This window comes from Hydrogenophaga sp. RAC07 (genome assembly GCF_001713375.1).
GTDB lineage: Bacteria > Pseudomonadota > Gammaproteobacteria > Burkholderiales > Burkholderiaceae_C > Hydrogenophaga.
The window spans coordinates 3,111,776-3,126,827 of sequence record NZ_CP016449.1; the positions used below are offsets into that span (position 1 = coordinate 3,111,776).

The window sequence follows — 15,052 nt, forward strand, 5'->3', positions numbered from 1 at the left end:
CGTTTGCGAGCAAGGGTTTTCGGGCAATCCACCACAGACCGGCTATGTTGTAATTTGCGCATGAGCATGCCCCCCGACACACGGTCCACCCCCACCCGAACGGACCGTCCCTTGCGCTTCGCGCACGTGGTCATTGTCGGCAAATACCACGCACCCGGATCGCGCAACGCGGTCGACGAAATCGCCCACTTCCTGCACGACGAGGGCTGCGACGTGTCGATCGAGCAGGAGACCGCACTCAACACCGGCCTGACGCAGTACCCGGCGCTCTCGGTGCCCGAGATGGGGCAACACTGCGATCTGGCGCTGGTGGTGGGTGGCGACGGCACCATGCTGGGCATCGGCCGGCAACTCGCGCGCTACGGTGTGCCGCTGGTGGGCATCAACCAGGGGCGCCTGGGCTTCATCACCGACATCCCGTTTGAAGATTTCCGCGACAAGTTGCGCCCCATCCTGCGCGGCGCGTTCGAAGACGACCCCCGCTCGCTCATGGCCGCGGGCGTGTGGCGCGACGGTCGCTGCGTGTTCGAGGCCACCGCGCTCAACGACGTGGTGGTCAACCGCGGCGGCGCGGCCAGCATGATCGAACTGCGCGTGGAAGTGGACGGGCACTTTGTGGCCAACCAGCGCGCCGACGGCTTGATCATTGCCTCACCCACCGGCTCCACCGCCTACGCCCTGTCGGCTGGCGGCCCACTGCTGCACCCGGCCATCGGCGGCTGGTTGATGGTGCCGATCGCGCCACACACCTTGTCGAACCGTCCAGTGGTGCTGCCCGGCCACAGCGAGATTGCGGTGGAGATCGTCTCGGGCAAGGAAGCCAGCGCCAATTTCGACATGCAGTCCTTCACCAGCCTGCTGCACGGCGATCGCATCGTGGTGCGACGTTCCGAATACGCCTTGCGCCTGCTGCACCCGGTGGGCTGGAGCTACTTCGACACCTTGCGCAAAAAGCTGCACTGGAACGAAGGGGTCTGAGGACCCGGCAGAATCGCGTCTGTTTCCACCGCCATACCCCCCGACATGAGCCTCCGCCGCATCGCCTTGCGCGACTTCGTCATCGTGCAATCCCTGGACCTGGAACTGGACGAGGGCTTTGGTGTGCTCACGGGCGAAACCGGTGCGGGCAAATCCATCCTGATTGACGCATTGCAACTGGCGCTGGGCGCGCGCGCCGAGAGCGGCGTGGTGCGCGAAGGCGCCGCGCGCTGCGAGATTGCCGCCGAGTTCGACGCACCCGCTTCGGTCACAGCATGGCTGGAGGAACAGGGTTTTCCGGTTGACGACAGCCTGCTGTTGCGCCGCACCGTGGACACCGAAGGCCGCAGCCGCGCCTGGATCAACGGCAGCGCCGCGACCATGGCGCAGCTCAAGGCCTTGGCCGATGGTCTGGTCGACATCCACGGCCAGCACGCCTGGCAGAGCCTCACCCGCGCCGAAGCCGTGCGCGATCTGCTGGATGCTTACGCCGGCATCGACACCAAGGCCGCCTTGCTCGCCTGGACTCACTGGCGCCACCAGCGCAAGGCCCTGGACAACGCCACCGAAAAACAGACCTCGCTGCAGCAGGAAAGCGAACGCCTTTCCTGGCAGATCGCCGAGCTCGACAAGCTCGCTCCGCTGCCGGGTGAGTGGGAAGAACTGAACGCACAACACAGCCGCCTGGCCAACGCGCAGGGCCTGCTGGACGCCGTGCAAGCCGCTGTCACCGCGCTGGACGACGAAGAATCGAATGCCGCGGCACTGATCCACCGCGCACTCACGGCGCTGCAGGCGCAAGCCCACATCGAGCCCCGGTTTGCGGACGGCATTGCCGCACTCGAAGCTGCGCTCGCGCAGGTGCAGGACACCGTGCACAACCTGCACCAGTACGCGCGCCACACCGACCAGGATCCAGCGAGCCTGGATGCACTCGACCAGCGCCTGGCGCAGTGGGTGTCATTGGCCCGGCGCTACCGGCGCAGCCCCGACGAACTGGCCGACGTGCTGGCGCAGTGGAAACGTGAACTCGCCACCATCGACCAGGCACTCGACCTGGACGCGCTGCAGCAAGCCGAGCGCTCGGCCTGGAAAGCGTTCAACGCCGAGCTGCAAGGCATCACCAAAGAACGCCAGAAAGCTGCTCCCAAACTGTCGAAGGCAGTCACGCACAGCATGCAGACCCTCGGCATGCAGGGCGGCGTGTTTGAAGTGGCCTTGCTGCGCCTCGAAGAGCCGCAGGCACACGGCTGGGAACAAGTCGAGTTCCGCGTGGCGGGCCATGCGGGCGCCACACCCAAGCCGGTGGGCAAGGTGGCCTCGGGCGGGGAGCTTTCGCGCATCGCACTCGCCATCTCGGTGGTCACCAGCCGGCTGGGGCTGGCGCCCACGCTCATCTTTGACGAGGTGGATTCCGGCATCGGCGGCGCCGTGGCGCACACCGTGGGCCAGTTGCTGCGCCAGCTCGGGCGCGATCGCCAGGTGCTGGCCGTGACCCACCTGCCCCAGGTGGCGGCGTGCGCCGACCACCATCTGCTGGTGAGCAAGCAACTGGTGGGCAAGCAAACGCTGAGCACGGTTGCGCCCATCGGGCACGAAGCGCGTGTGGTCGAGCTGGCACGCATGCTGGGTGGCAGCGAGAAGTCGGAAATCTCGCTGGCGCACGCCCGCGAACTCCTGTCGGCCTGAGCGCTCCAAACCCCATGACCACAACGAACGACACCCCGATCCACCTGGTGTTGATCACCGGCATGTCCGGCTCGGGCAAGTCGGTTGCGCTCACCGCGCTGGAGGACGTGGGCTTCTACTGCGTGGACAACCTGCCGCCCGAGCTGCTCGAAGCCTTCATCGAACTCGAGCAGAGCCACAAGGCCAGCAAGGTGGCGATCGCCATGGACGTGCGCAGTGCAGGCTCGCTACCGGGCTTGCCCAAGCGGCTGGCGCAGCTGCAGCACCACGCACAGCGTCCGGTGAACCTCACCACCGTGTTCCTCGACGCCACCACCGACACGCTGGTGCGCCGGTTTTCAGAAACGCGGCGGCTGCATCCCCTGTCGCTCAAGCAGTTCAACGACCAGCACAGAGCGCTCACCGACGCCATCGAGCAGGAACGTGAACTGCTCGCCGAACTGCGCGACCAGGCACTGGTGCTCGACACCAGCCTGATCCGGCCCACGCACCTGCGCAGCCAGATCAAGGACTTGCTGGGTGCCACGCAAGCGCCGCTCACGCTCGTGTTCGAGTCGTTCGCGTTCAAGCGCGGCATTCCCATGGACGCCGATTTCGTGTTCGACGTGCGCATGCTCGCCAACCCGCACTACGAGCCCCACCTCAAGGCGCTGACTGGCCGCGACTCGCCCGTGGCCGCCTACCTGGAGGCGCAACCCGAGGTGCGGCAGATGGAGCAGCAGATCACCGATTTCCTGGCGCACTGGTTGCCGCAAATGCTGCGCGATCACCGCAGCTATGTGACGGTGGCCATTGGCTGCACCGGCGGACAGCACCGCTCGGTGTACCTGGTGGAGCAACTCGCACGGGCCTTCGGCATGGACTGGTCCACGCGAGTGAGACACCGGGAAGCCGACAGCTGGCCCACGCCGATGGTGCCCGGCGTCTAAGGCCGCGCAAACAGGTCTGGCGCCCGCAAGGCTTGCAACAGCAGCTTCACGGGCGCGGGCAGGCCATGCTGGACCAGCCGTTCGGCGTCCACCCACTGGCCTGCAGGCCATTCGCCGGGCAGGGGTTCTGACGTGAGTTCCAGCAGCAAGGGATGCAAGCGCAACTCCCGGTGGGTGAGGCTGTGCGACACGGCGTCCAGCGCGACCAGACGCTTCACCCAGGCTGAAGGCAACCCGGCATGAGCTGCCAGCTCGCTTTCAAACACCGGCGGGCAGTACAGACCGGCCCAGATGCCGCTGGCTGGCCGACGCTGCAGCCAGAAGCGCTCTGGCCCCTCGGTCAACCTCACGACCAACAACCACCAGCTTTCATGGCGGCGCTTCAAGCTGCGGGTCTTCACCGGAAACCGCTGCGGTTCACCCACCTGGTAGCCCTGGCAAATACCCTGCATGGGACACTGCCCGCAGGCCGGACGGCTGCGCGTGCAAACCGTTGCGCCCAGGTCCATGAGCCCTTGTGTGTAGGCCGTCATGTCGTCGGCAGACGGCTCGATCGGCAACAGCGCCTGCGCCATTTCCCACAGTTCGCGTTGGGGTTTGGTCTGCGCCAGATCGCCCTCGAACGCCAGGAGTCGCGTGAGCACCCTGCGCACATTGCCATCCACAATGGACACACGTTCGCCAAAACAGAACGATGCGATGGCTGCGGCGGTTGAAGCGCCGATGCCGGGCAGCGTCTCAAGCCCTGCAGACGTTGATGGAAACCGGCCGCCATGCTGCTCAACCACCATCTGGGCGCAGCGGTGCAGGTTGCGCGCACGGCTGTAGTAACCAAGGCCACCCCACAAAGACATGACCTCGTCTGCCTCAGCAGCGGCCAAGGCCTCCACGTCGGGAAATCGCTCCAGGAACCGCGCGTAGTAGCCCAGCACGGTGCTCACCTGGGTCTGCTGCAACATCACTTCGGACAGCCACACCCGGTAAGGATCGCGACTGTTCTGCCAGGGCATGCCGCTGCGCCCGGCGCGGCGTTGCCAGTCGATCAGCAAGGGGGCAAAGGCGGTGGGCAGATCGGCGCGCGGGCCGCCGACCTCACTCATGCCGCCAAGGCTTCGGCGGGCTCTTCGTCGGGCGCGGCCAGCAGGTGGTCGGTCAGCTCGGACAGCTTCGCGTCGAGCAGGTTGAGCTTGGCCTGGTGGGACTGCAGTTCGCGAATGCGCTCATCCAGACCGCCCGCGGCCTGCTGGATGCGCGAGACCGCTTCAATGCGCCGGGTGAAGTTGCGGCGGCGCTCGCGCAATTGGGCATCAAGCTGCGCAGCCGCGGACTTGTTCCACAGCTCCACTTCGTTGACCGCGGTGTCGTACACCACCCTCAAGCGGCTCATGAGCGCGCGCGCAAGGCGTTCCGCAAATTCGGGGTTCGCCAGTTTGAGCGCATTGCCCAGGCTCAGGTACTGCAGGTGACTCTTCTCGATCAGGTCGAGGTCTTTCACGTACTGGGCGAGCTGCGGCGGCGTGGGCGCCTGTAACGAAAAGCCGTATTCAGCGTTCAAGCTCTTGAAGCTGCCTTCCAGCATGGACTGGATGTCACCCGCCATGCCGTCGGCCTTGTTCATGTCGGCGCGCAACCGGTCAAAGGTGTGGTCGTACGCGCGGCGCACGCCCAGCTTGATGCCCGGTTGCCGAAGCGCCTTGGACAACACCGACACCTCGGCCTTGAGGTGTGTTGAACTCAGCATGGCAAACAGGTCTTTGAGCAAGCGCAGGTGCACCGAACGCACGGCCTGGATCTTGGCGCCGCTGGCATCAAAGTCGGCCTGCTCCTGCTCGATGCGCAGACGCATTTGCTTGATCACGCCGGCGTTCTTGCCACGCAAGCCTTCCAGCTCCTGGATCTGCTCCACAAGGTCGCGCGAGCGCGTGTGCACCATGCGCGTGGTCTCCACCCGCAAGGACTGGATGCCGGTGGCCACCGCCCCGCTCAAGATCTTGCGCCTCTGGCCCAGCAGGTCCACGCCCAGGGCCGTTTCCAGCTCCATGAGGTTGCTGGCCGCGAGCAGTTTCTTGTCGCGGTTGACCTTGGCCAGCAAGCCCTTCTGGGCCGACACAGCCAGCACCTGGCGCGGTGAAAGGCCCAGAATCTCGGCGGAGTCGGTGCGTTGCGATGCGATCTGCAATTGCACCTGCTCGGGCGAGCTGAGCGCGTCCCACATGGTGTCGATCTTGTTCAACACCACCAGACGCGACTCTTTGCCCTCACCCAGGACCGACAGGTGCTGGCGCCAGATGGTGAGGTCGGATTTGGTCACACCGGTGTCGGCCGCCAGGATGAACACCACCGCCTGCGCCTGCGGCAACAAACTCACGGTCAGCTCGGGTTCGGCACCAATCGCGTTCAAACCAGGTGTGTCCAGAATCACCAGGCCCTGCTTGAGCAGCGGGTGCGCCATGTTGATCAGGGCATGGCGCCACTTGGGCACTTCCACCGTGCCATCGGCGCCGGTGAGCGGGTTGTCTTCGGGCGATTCATCGCTCCAGAAACCCAGACCCCGCGCTTCGTCCAGCGTGACCCGCCGAACCTCGGCCACCTTTTGAATGGCACGCGCCAATTGCTTGGGGTCGTTCACGTCCAGGTCAACCCGCTCCCATTTGTCAGGGGCATTGCGCCAATCGAGCAGCGACAGGGGTTGCAAACGGGTTTCAATGGGCAAGAGGCGAAGGCACGGTGGCACTTCCGCGTCGTAGCCCAGCTCGGTGGGACACATCGTGGTGCGCCCGGCGCTCGCCGGCATGATGCGGCGCCCATAACCGGCAAAAAACACCGCGTTGATCAGCTCCGATTTGCCGCGCGAGAACTCGGCCACGAAGGCCACCATGATCTTGTCGTTCTTGACCTGGGCGTGCAGGCCGTCGAGGCGCTCGCGAATGCCGGGCTCCATCAGGTCGTGGTCGGTCAACCACTCCGCAAGCAGGCGCAACCGCAAGGCAAACTGCTTGCGCCACACGCCGTGTTGATCAAATTCCTGATTGAAACTCATAGCTCTGATGTTGTAACCACTGGTCAATATAGCATCGGCCTCCCTCGCAATACCGGGCGGCCCGCATGCCCGACAGCCGGGTCGTTTGAGCCATCAGCTTTTCTGGCAAATGGTGCAGAAAAACGTCGATCGCTGCCCTTGGCGAATGGCTTTGACGGGTGTACCACATACCCTGCAGGGGTGCCCTTCCCGGCCGTACACGAAAGCGTCGAGCTGAAAGTAGCCCGACTGGCCCTCGGCGCTGGAGAAATCCCGCAAGGTGCTGCCGCCCAGCGCGACCGCACGTGTGAGTACCTCGACGATGGCCATGTGCAGGCGCGCCGCTCGCGGCTTGGTCAGGCGATCCGCGCGCAACGTGGGCCGGATACCCGCCATGAACAAGGCCTCGGACGCATAGATGTTTCCCACGCCCACCACGATGTCACCGGACAACAACACCTGCTTGATGGCCGAACGGCGCAACTGCAGCGCGCGGTGGAACGCCAAAGGATCAAACCCGCCTTCCAGCGGCTCCACGCCCAGACCGCCCAGCAGCTTGGCAGCGGTGGCGCTGTCCAGGGCGTCGGCGTGGACCACCGCACCGAAGCGGCGGGGGTCGTGCAATCGAAGGGTCCCCCGGCTGGTCAACAGTTCGAAATGGTCGTGGACACCCCGCGGCGGCAGTGCCAGGTCGAACTGCAGGCTGCCCGACATGCCCAGATGCACCAGGAGCACGCCGCGGTCCAGGTTGATCAGCAAATACTTTCCCCGCCGCGTGACAGAGACCACCGTTCGACCCTGCAAAGCAGTCTCTTCACAACCCAACGGCCAGCGCAGCGGTTTTCCCATCTGCAAACGCAGGATGGAAGCCCCGGCAATGCGGTCGGCAAAGCTGCGCCGGGTGACTTCAACTTCGGGGAGTTCGGGCATGGGACGGTGTTTTCTTCCTAGCATCCGGAACGCTTGTGCGGTCTTCAGATCAGACCCCTGCGCCCCGAAAACCTTCCATTATCATGACCCGATGAATACCTTGCACCGCGCCGAAGGCCCGTCCACCCAGCGTGCTCGCCCGCCCCATGTCGGTCCGGGAAATCCTGCAAGGCTGGCGCGACACACGGCCCTCGCCATGGCGCTGGCCGGCTGTTTGTTCGGTGCGTCGGCACAAACCACCACGCCCACGCCCGCACCAGCAACTGCGGCAAGCCCTGGCGACACGGTGGTCAACTCGGCACTGAACGCGCCCCTCTTTTACCAACTGCTGCTCGGCGAACTCAACGTGCGCGGGGGCGAGCCCGGCACGGGCTACTCGTTCATCCTCGATGCGGCGCGCAAACAGCGCGATCCGCTGCTCTACCGCCGTGCTGTCGAAGTGGCGCTGCAAGCCCGGTCAGGTGATGCCGCGCTGGCGGCTGCTCGCGCCTGGACTGTCGAGCTGCCCGGCAGCGCGGAAGCCCGCCGGTTCGAACTCCAGATTCTCTTGGCCCTCAACCGGGTCGGCGAAACCGGGCCGGTGCTGCAAGCCATCCTGAACGAGGCCACGGCCTCTGACCGCAACGACACCATCAATGCGATCCCCCAGACGTATTCGCGCGTGACCGACAAAAACCAGGCAGCGGCCGTGGTTCGTGAAGCCCTGGGCCCTTTCCTCAAACAACCCGCTCACGCGGCAGCCGCCTTCACGTCGATTGGCCGCATGTATCTCGCGCAAGACCAGATGCCCGAGGCGCTGGTCTCGGCCCGCCTCGGCCACACGGCCGAACCGGCGTCGGCCTTTCCCGCGTTGCTGGCACTGGAGCTCATGGAGCGTGGAGAAACGCAGGCCGAGCCCATCGTGCGTCAACAGCTCGAAGCCAGCAACATCAACACCGCCGCCGACACCGCCGTCGCGCTGGCCTATGCACGGATCCTGATCGATACGCAACGCAACGCGGAAGCCCGCGCGCAACTCGAAAAGCTGACCGCGCGCCAGGCCGACCAGGCCGAACCCTGGCTCTTGCTCGGTTCCTTGCAACTGCAGGAAAACGCCCTGCCCGCAGCGACCGCGTCGCTGGAGAAGTACATGGCGTTGGCCCGGCCAGCGGGCGATGAACGCTCGGCCCGCGGACTCACGCAAGCCTATTTGATGATGGCGCAGATCGCAGAAAAGCGTCAGGACTACGCAGCCGCCACCGCGTGGCTGGACCGCATTGAAAACGCCGACGACATCATGGCGGCGCAAATGCGCCGTGCCTCGCTGTTGGCCCGGCAAGGCCAGATGCCGCAAGCACGGGCCTTGTTGCGCAGCCAGCCCGAACGCCGCCCGGAAGACGCGCGCCTGAAGCTGGCGGCCGAAGCGCAGCTGCTGCGCGACTTCAAGCTGTGGAAAGAAGCCTACGAGGTCTATGGCGAGGCCGTTGCGCGCTTCCCTGACGAAGCCGATCTGCGCTATGACCAGGCCATGATGGCCGAAAAGGCGGGCAAGCCGGCCGACATGGAAGTGCTGTTGCGCGCGCTGATCGTGGCCAAACCCGACTTCCACCACGCCTACAACGCCCTGGGTTACTCGCTGGCCGATCGCAACGAACGTCTGCCCGAAGCCAAGCGGCTGATCGAGAAGGCGGTGGAGTTGGCCCCCGGCGACGCCTACATCCAGGACAGCCTGGGTTGGGTCGAATTCCGGCTCGGCAACACCGGGCGCGCACTCGAGATCCTGCAGGCGGCCTACGGGAAGCGCCCGGATCCGGAAATCGCAGCGCACCTGGGTGAAGTCCTTTGGTCAAAAGGACAACGTGATCAGGCCCTCAAGATCTGGCGCGAAGGTCTGATGCTGTCGGCCGACAACGAAACCCTGCAAGGAACACTCAAGCGCCTGCGTGTCAAACCATGAGGTGGGCTGCGCTGCTCGTCACCGTGGCCTTGCTGTCGGCCTGCGCCACACCGCAACGCGCCATGCAGCCCGGTGAAGAGCTCTGGAGTGGACGTTTGGCCATGACCGTGCAGAGCGATCCGCCGCAGTCCTTTTCGGCGGGCTTCGAGTTGCGTGGCACACCGGAGGCCGGTGAACTCCAGCTCACCTCGCCATTGGGCACGTCGCTTGCCACCGTGGTGTGGTTGCCCGGCAGCGCAGAAATGCGCCAGGGCGGTCAGGTCACCCGGCGCGGCAGCCTGGACGAACTCACCACCGAGCTCAGCGGCACGCCCGTGCCGGTGGCCGCCCTCTTCGGCTGGCTGCGCGGCCGGGCAGGCGATGTGCCAGGCTGGCAGGCCGATCTGACGCGCCAATCCGAAGGTCGCATCACGGCTCGCCGGACCTCGCCCGCGCCCGTGGCCGAGCTTCGGGTCGTCGTGCAACCATGACGCAGGGGACCCGATTGCGTCGCCTGTTCGATGTCCCGGCGCCCGCCAAACTCAACTTGTTCCTGCACATCACCGGGCGGCGAGACGACGGCTACCACCTGCTGCAATCCGTCTTCATGCTGATCGACTGGTGCGACCGCCTGCATTTCGAGTTGCGGCCCGACGGCCAGATCAGCCGGGAAGACCTCGCGCAGATGCCGCTGCCGGCCGAAGACCTCTCTGTGCGCGCCGCCCGTGCGCTGCAGGCTGCCACCGGCTGCACCCACGGCGTGCACATCGCACTCGAAAAGCAGCTGCCCGCGGAAGCCGGTCTGGGCGGGGGTTCGTCGGACGCTGCCACCACCCTGCTGGCACTCAATCGCCTCTGGGGTCTGGGTCTGACACGCCCACAGCTCTCCGCCATTGGCCTCACGCTGGGCGCCGATGTGCCGTTTTTCATCGGCGGGCGCCACGCATGGGTCGAGGGCGTGGGCGAGCGTCTCACGCCCGTGGCACTGGCCGCGGCGCACTTTGTGGTGGTCAAACCACCCGGCGGAGCGTCCACGCAACGCATCTTCAGCGCGCCCGAGCTCAAACGGGACACAAAAACTGCTACAATCCAAGGCTTTGCTGCAAACGACTCGCGTGAAGATGCCCAGGCAACTGGGGTGATCGAACTCCAGAAAATTCTGGCTTTCGGACACAACGATCTTCAACCCGTGGCGCAGGCGCTGTGTCCCGATGTGGGGCACTGCATTCAATGGTTGCAAGACCAGGGTTTGCAGGGGCGCATGACCGGATCGGGAACGGCGGTGTTTGCGCAAGTGCCGCAAGCCATGCAACTGACCACCGCCCCGAGCGACTGGACGGTTCGTGAATGCAGCAACATGGATGTCCATCCATTGCTCGACTGGTGCTCCGATTAGAATCGGCAAGCGTTCAGCCCAGGCAGTGGTTGCGCAACCTGCGACAAGGTTTTTCGGTGATCTGTCCGGCTTCACGTTGAACAGATCTCCTGCGTAGGGGAGTCGCCAAGTTGGTAAAGGCACTGGATTTTGATTCCAGCATGCGAGGGTTCGAGTCCTTCCTCCCCTGCCACCCGTTTTCATCACATCACGTACCCACCCGGCCGTTCCACGAACGGCCATTTTTTGACGGCGATCCATTTGGGCCGTCGCTCAAACAGCTGGGAACCCCATGCAAGTTCAGCCGCCGGATTTCATGATCTTCACCGGCAACGCCAATCCGGTGTTGGCCGCGGAAATTGCACAGCATCTGGGCACGCAGCTCGGTGCGGCCAACGTGGGGCGCTTCTCCGACGGTGAAGTCACGGTCGAGATCACACAAAACGTTCGCGCCCGCCACGTGTTCGTGATCCAGTCCACCTGCTCGCCGACCAACGAGAACCTGATGGAACTCATCATCATGGTGGACGCGCTCAAGCGCGCATCGGCCGTGAGCATCTCCGCCGTCATCCCCTACTTCGGCTACGCCCGCCAGGACCGCCGTCCGCGCTCCGGCCGCGTGCCGATTTCGGCCAAGGTTGTGGCCAACATGCTGACCGCCGTGGGCGTGAACCGCGTGCTCACCATGGACCTGCACGCCGACCAGATCCAGGGCTTCTTCGACATCCCGGTGGACAACATCTACGCCTCGCCCGTGCTGTTGGGCGACCTGCGTCAGAAAAACTACCCGGACCTGCTGGTGGTCTCGCCCGACGTGGGCGGCGTGGTGCGCGCCCGCGCGCTGGCCAAGCAGCTCAATTGCGACATGGCCATCATCGACAAGCGTCGACCCAAGGCCAACGTGTCGGAAGTGATGCACGTGATCGGCGACATCGACGGGCGCAACTGCGTGATCATGGACGACATGATCGACACCGCCGGCACGCTGGTCAAAGCCGCCGAGGTGCTCAAGGAGCGCGGTGCCAAACACGTTTACGCTTACTGCACGCACCCGATCTTTTCGGGCCCGGCCATCGAACGCATCGCCAAGGGCAACGCCCTCGACGAGGTGGTGGTCACCAACACCATTCCCCTGTCGCAAGCCGCCCAGGCCTGCGCCAAGATCCGCCAACTCTCCGTGGCACCGCTGATGGCCGAAACCATCGCGCGCATTGCTTCGGGTGAGTCGGTGATGAGTTTGTTTGCCGATCAGGACAACCTCTTCTAAGAGGTTCTGAAGGCAGCAAAAGCGGGTGACCTCCATGGTGGGGGTCGCTCTTTTGAAACAGAGGTGTTCTGGTCGCGGAACCCCTCCACAGGAGTAAGTCATGCAATTCGTCGCTTTTGAGCGCGCCAAGCAGGGTACGGGTGCGAGCCGCCGTCTCCGCAACACCGGCCGCACGCCCGGTATCGTCTTTGGTGGTGAAACACCCGCCGCCACGATCGAACTCGATCACAACGCCCTGTGGCACGCCCTGAAGAAGGAAGCGTTCCACTCTTCCATCCTTGAGATGGACGTGGCCGGCTCGGTGCAAAAAGTGCTGCTGCGCGATGTGCAGTACCACCCGTACAAGCCGCTCGTGCTGCACGTGGACTTTCAGCGTGTGAACGACAAGACCCGCCTGCACAAGAAAGTGCCCCTGCACTTCATCAACGAAGAGAACTCGCCTGCGGTCAAGACCGACAAGTGCGTGATCAACCACGTGATGACCGAGATCGAAATCGAGTGCCTGGCCACCCAGCTGCCCGAGAACATCACCATCGACCTGGGCGAAGTCGTCAAGGGCGGCACGGTCCACACCGGCGACATCAAGCTGCCCAAGGGCATCAAGCTCGTGATGCATGGCCGCAAGAACCTGACCATCGCCACTGTGGTGGAGCCGGTTGAAGACGTCGTGGTGGCTGTTGTGGCCGCTCCCGTCGACGACAAAAAAGGCGCCAAGGGCAAGAAGAAGTAATCTGTCTTCGGACCGATGACTGCCTTGAAACGGCCCGCCTTGGCGGGCCGTTTTGCTTGGTGCCCAGGATACCTGCCGATAATCCCACCCCATGATCAAACTCATCGCCGGCCTGGGCAACCCGGGCCCGGATTACGAACACACCCGTCACAACGCCGGCTTCTGGTGGGTGGATGAAGCGGCGCGCCTGCTCAAGACATCGCTGCAGATGGAGCGGGGACATTTCGGTCTGGTGGCGCGCGCGAATGTGGGGGGTCAGAGCGTCTGGCTGGTGGAGCCGCAGACCTTCATGAACCTCTCGGGCAAGTCGGTGGCGTCGGTGGCGCGCTTCTTCAAGATAGCTCCTGAAGAAGTGCTGGTGGTGCACGACGAGCTGGACCTGCCACCCGGTGAAGTGAAGCTCAAGAAGGGTGGTGGTCACGCGGGCCACAACGGACTGCGCGACATCCACGCCCAGCTGGGCAGCGCCGACTACTGGCGCCTGCGCGTGGGCATTGGCCACCCGGGCAACAAGAACGAAGTGGCCAACTGGGTGCTGAAGAAGCCTTCACCCGACGACCGCATTGCGATTGCCCAGGCGCTGGATCGCAGCCTCAAGGCCTTGCCGCATTTGATCGCCGGGGAAATGGACAAGGCCACCGCGCTCATCCACACCAGCAAGCCACCGAGGGCCAAACCGCCTCGCCCGGCCAAGGCCGATCAGGTGCCCGTTGAAGGCGCAGCGGGCGAAGGCACGTCACCTGCGGCCGACAAGGGCTGACCGGCTTTTTGCAGACGCTGGTACTTCTGCCAAAGCGTTTCGCGCGACTCGATGTGGTCGGGGTGGATGGGGATGCAACTCACCGGGCAGACCTGCACACACTGTGGCTCGTCAAAATGGCCCACACACTCGGTGCAGCGCGACGGATCGATCTCGTAGATCTCCTCGCCCATGTAAATCGCCTGGTTCGGGCACTCGGGCTCGCACACATCGCAGTTGATGCATTCGTCGGTGATCAGCAGGGCCATGGCGGTCGCTCCCTGTTCAGGCTTGCAGCGGAGCCGGTTTGAGGTTCGCGCCCACGTGGGCGTTCACCATCTGGGACACATCGCCACCCAGTTGCGAAATCTCGCGCACCAGCGTGCTGGAGATGCACTGCAGCTCGGCCTGCGGCAACAGGAACACCGTCTCCACCGCCGGGTTGAGTTTGCGGTTCATCGCGGCCATCTGGGCCTCGTAGTCGAAGTCGGTCAGGTTGCGGATGCCGCGCACCACGGCACACGCGCCTTGCTCGCGGCAGAAATCCATGATGAGACCGTCGAACGGCAGCACACGCATCTGCCCGGGCATGCGAGACGCGGCCTCGGCCGCCATGTCCAGCCGCTGTTGCAAGGCGAAGCGGGTCTTCTTGTGGTGGGCGATGGCGACCGCGATGATCACCTCGTCAAACAGCAACGCAGCGCGGCGCGCCACGTCTTCGTGGCCCAGCGTGAGCGGGTCGAAGGTGCCGCTGTACACCGCCACACGGGGCTGTTTTGAGGACGGAGAAAGGTCGGAAGGCATGGCCGGAATTATGCGCGCGGGGCTGTCAGTGCCCGCTCACTGCGCGGGCAAAGGCCGCAACAGGTGAAAGGCCACCGCGCCCGCCTTGCCCTGTCGGTGCAACTGCAGACCCAGCATCGCCAGCTCATCGTCGAGCCAGGGGCGTGGCGCCTCCAGGTACACGAGGCCATCAACACCGATGGCCTGACGCGCAGCCGTCAGCGCAGAAAGCACCAGGGTTTCGTTCTGCGCATCGGCGAACGGTGGATCGAGAAACACCACGTCAAAGCCCTGCCCGGCGCGCTGGCGCAGCGCGGCCACACCGTCACCGCGCTCCACGCGCACGGCGGTGGCCTTGAGTTTGGTCACGGTGCGGCTGAGGTTGGCAAGCAAGGCGCTGTCCTGTTCGACCAGCACCACCTCCACCGCGCCGCGCGAAGCGGCTTCGAGGCCCAGCGCACCGGTGCCGGCAAAGGCGTCCACGCAGCGCAGGCCGGTGAGGTCCTGCCCCAGCCAGTTGAACAGGGTCTCGCGCACACGCGAGGGCGTGGGACGCAGACCTGGCCGGTCGGCCACAGGCAGCAGCGTGCGTTTCCAGAGACCGCCGATGATGCGGATTTCGTGCGGGGCGCTGGCCGCAGCGCGTGCGGCGGAAACGGGAGGTTTTTTCATGCCGCCGAGCTTACGCGACCCGAACG

15 protein-coding genes and 1 tRNA gene are annotated in these 15,052 nt (G+C 64.9%); 10 read left to right on the plus strand and 6 right to left on the minus strand.

Going from position 1 to position 15,052, the window contains the following annotated elements; translation table 11 throughout:
• Positions 1–66 precede the first annotated feature (66 nt).
• The 3 genes from BSY239_RS14550 to rapZ are packed head-to-tail and all read left to right on the plus strand — an operon-like array spanning position 67 to position 3,596.
• On the plus strand, positions 67–978 hold the full coding sequence (locus BSY239_RS14550) for an NAD kinase (RefSeq protein ID WP_069049000.1): 912 nt from the start codon (positions 67–69) through the stop codon (positions 976–978).
• A 45-nt stretch (positions 979–1,023) separates the two neighbouring features.
• On the plus strand, positions 1,024–2,667 hold the full coding sequence (recN, locus tag BSY239_RS14555) for a DNA repair protein RecN (protein ID WP_069047420.1): 1,644 nt from the start codon (positions 1,024–1,026) through the stop codon (positions 2,665–2,667).
• Between the two features lie 14 nt (positions 2,668–2,681).
• The gene (gene rapZ / locus BSY239_RS14560) at positions 2,682–3,596 is read left to right on the plus strand and encodes an RNase adapter RapZ (RefSeq protein WP_069047421.1); all 915 of its coding nucleotides are present in this window, start codon (positions 2,682–2,684) and stop codon (positions 3,594–3,596) included.
• On the opposite strand, the gene mutY is transcribed toward rapZ, so the two are convergent.
• The 3 genes from mutY to mutM form a co-directional block, all read right to left on the minus strand.
• Positions 3,593–4,696, minus strand: coding sequence for an A/G-specific adenine glycosylase (gene mutY, locus BSY239_RS14565; RefSeq protein WP_069047422.1), 1,104 nt, complete (start codon positions 4,694–4,696; stop codon positions 3,593–3,595). The two genes, rapZ and mutY, sit on opposite strands and share 4 nt — an antisense overlap.
• Entirely contained in the window at positions 4,693–6,636 is a 1,944-nt protein-coding gene (locus tag BSY239_RS14570) for a dynamin family protein (protein WP_069047423.1), read from the minus strand. Before BSY239_RS14570 ends, mutY begins: the two co-directional genes overlap by 4 nt.
• Before the next feature lie 93 nt (positions 6,637–6,729).
• Positions 6,730–7,545, minus strand: coding sequence for a bifunctional DNA-formamidopyrimidine glycosylase/DNA-(apurinic or apyrimidinic site) lyase (gene mutM / locus BSY239_RS14575; protein ID WP_069047424.1), 816 nt, complete (start codon positions 7,543–7,545; stop codon positions 6,730–6,732).
• 91 nt (positions 7,546–7,636) lie between these two features.
• Here mutM and BSY239_RS14580 point away from each other — a divergent pair, with 91 nt between their 5' ends.
• From BSY239_RS14580 to pth, 7 genes are all read left to right on the plus strand, one after another.
• The gene (locus BSY239_RS14580; protein ID WP_083239992.1) at positions 7,637–9,481 is read left to right on the plus strand and encodes a tetratricopeptide repeat protein; all 1,845 of its coding nucleotides are present in this window, start codon (positions 7,637–7,639) and stop codon (positions 9,479–9,481) included.
• Entirely contained in the window at positions 9,478–9,951 is a 474-nt protein-coding gene (locus BSY239_RS14585; RefSeq protein WP_069047426.1) for a lipoprotein insertase outer membrane protein LolB, read from the plus strand. Before BSY239_RS14580 ends, BSY239_RS14585 begins: the two co-directional genes overlap by 4 nt.
• Before the next feature lie 14 nt (positions 9,952–9,965).
• Positions 9,966–10,856 carry a 4-(cytidine 5'-diphospho)-2-C-methyl-D-erythritol kinase gene (gene ispE, locus BSY239_RS14590; RefSeq protein ID WP_069047427.1) on the plus strand — a complete coding sequence of 297 codons (891 nt, stop codon included), beginning with the start codon at positions 9,966–9,968 and terminating at the stop codon, positions 10,854–10,856.
• Positions 10,857–10,951: 95 nt separating this feature from the next.
• A tRNA-Gln gene (locus tag BSY239_RS14595) sits at positions 10,952–11,028 on the plus strand.
• A 99-nt stretch (positions 11,029–11,127) separates the two neighbouring features.
• Positions 11,128–12,102 (plus strand): ribose-phosphate pyrophosphokinase, encoded by a 975-nt coding sequence (locus BSY239_RS14600; RefSeq protein ID WP_069047428.1) that lies wholly within the window; start codon positions 11,128–11,130, stop codon positions 12,100–12,102.
• 100 nt (positions 12,103–12,202) lie between these two features.
• Positions 12,203–12,832: a 50S ribosomal protein L25/general stress protein Ctc gene (locus BSY239_RS14605; protein WP_069047429.1), complete on the plus strand. Its 630-nt coding sequence runs from the start codon at positions 12,203–12,205 to the stop codon at positions 12,830–12,832.
• Positions 12,833–12,923: 91 nt separating this feature from the next.
• Positions 12,924–13,592 (plus strand): aminoacyl-tRNA hydrolase, encoded by a 669-nt coding sequence (pth, locus tag BSY239_RS14610; RefSeq protein WP_069047430.1) that lies wholly within the window; start codon positions 12,924–12,926, stop codon positions 13,590–13,592.
• On the opposite strand, the gene BSY239_RS14615 is transcribed toward pth, so the two are convergent.
• Genes BSY239_RS14615 through rsmD form a run of 3 tightly spaced genes read right to left on the minus strand, consistent with a single transcriptional unit; the run spans position 13,532 to position 15,026 of the window.
• Positions 13,532–13,840, minus strand: a complete 309-nt coding sequence (locus BSY239_RS14615; protein ID WP_069047431.1) for a YfhL family 4Fe-4S dicluster ferredoxin — start codon at positions 13,838–13,840, stop codon at positions 13,532–13,534. The genes pth and BSY239_RS14615 overlap by 61 nt on opposite strands.
• 16 nt (positions 13,841–13,856) lie before the next feature.
• Positions 13,857–14,375 carry a pantetheine-phosphate adenylyltransferase gene (coaD, locus tag BSY239_RS14620; RefSeq protein WP_069047432.1) on the minus strand — a complete coding sequence of 173 codons (519 nt, stop codon included), beginning with the start codon at positions 14,373–14,375 and terminating at the stop codon, positions 13,857–13,859.
• 36 nt (positions 14,376–14,411) lie between these two features.
• The gene (gene rsmD, locus BSY239_RS14625) at positions 14,412–15,026 is read right to left on the minus strand and encodes a 16S rRNA (guanine(966)-N(2))-methyltransferase RsmD (protein WP_069047433.1); all 615 of its coding nucleotides are present in this window, start codon (positions 15,024–15,026) and stop codon (positions 14,412–14,414) included.
• Positions 15,027–15,052: the final 26 nt, after the last annotated feature.

Coding starts and splice junctions, on each gene's coding strand:
- BSY239_RS14550 (WP_069049000.1), top strand. CDS start 67: ATGCCCCCCGACACACGGTCCACCCCCACCCGAACGGACCGTCCCTTG.
- recN (WP_069047420.1), top strand. CDS start 1,024: ATGAGCCTCCGCCGCATCGCCTTGCGCGACTTCGTCATCGTGCAATCC.
- rapZ (WP_069047421.1), top strand. CDS start 2,682: ATGACCACAACGAACGACACCCCGATCCACCTGGTGTTGATCACCGGC.
- mutY (WP_069047422.1), bottom strand. CDS start 4,696: ATGAGTGAGGTCGGCGGCCCGCGCGCCGATCTGCCCACCGCCTTTGCC.
- BSY239_RS14570 (WP_069047423.1), bottom strand. CDS start 6,636: ATGAGTTTCAATCAGGAATTTGATCAACACGGCGTGTGGCGCAAGCAG.
- mutM (WP_069047424.1), bottom strand. CDS start 7,545: ATGCCCGAACTCCCCGAAGTTGAAGTCACCCGGCGCAGCTTTGCCGAC.
- BSY239_RS14580 (WP_083239992.1), top strand. CDS start 7,637: ATGAATACCTTGCACCGCGCCGAAGGCCCGTCCACCCAGCGTGCTCGC.
- BSY239_RS14585 (WP_069047426.1), top strand. CDS start 9,478: ATGAGGTGGGCTGCGCTGCTCGTCACCGTGGCCTTGCTGTCGGCCTGC.
- BSY239_RS14600 (WP_069047428.1), top strand. CDS start 11,128: ATGCAAGTTCAGCCGCCGGATTTCATGATCTTCACCGGCAACGCCAAT.
- BSY239_RS14605 (WP_069047429.1), top strand. CDS start 12,203: ATGCAATTCGTCGCTTTTGAGCGCGCCAAGCAGGGTACGGGTGCGAGC.
- pth (WP_069047430.1), top strand. CDS start 12,924: ATGATCAAACTCATCGCCGGCCTGGGCAACCCGGGCCCGGATTACGAA.
- BSY239_RS14615 (WP_069047431.1), bottom strand. CDS start 13,840: ATGGCCCTGCTGATCACCGACGAATGCATCAACTGCGATGTGTGCGAG.
- coaD (WP_069047432.1), bottom strand. CDS start 14,375: ATGCCTTCCGACCTTTCTCCGTCCTCAAAACAGCCCCGTGTGGCGGTG.
- rsmD (WP_069047433.1), bottom strand. CDS start 15,026: ATGAAAAAACCTCCCGTTTCCGCCGCACGCGCTGCGGCCAGCGCCCCG.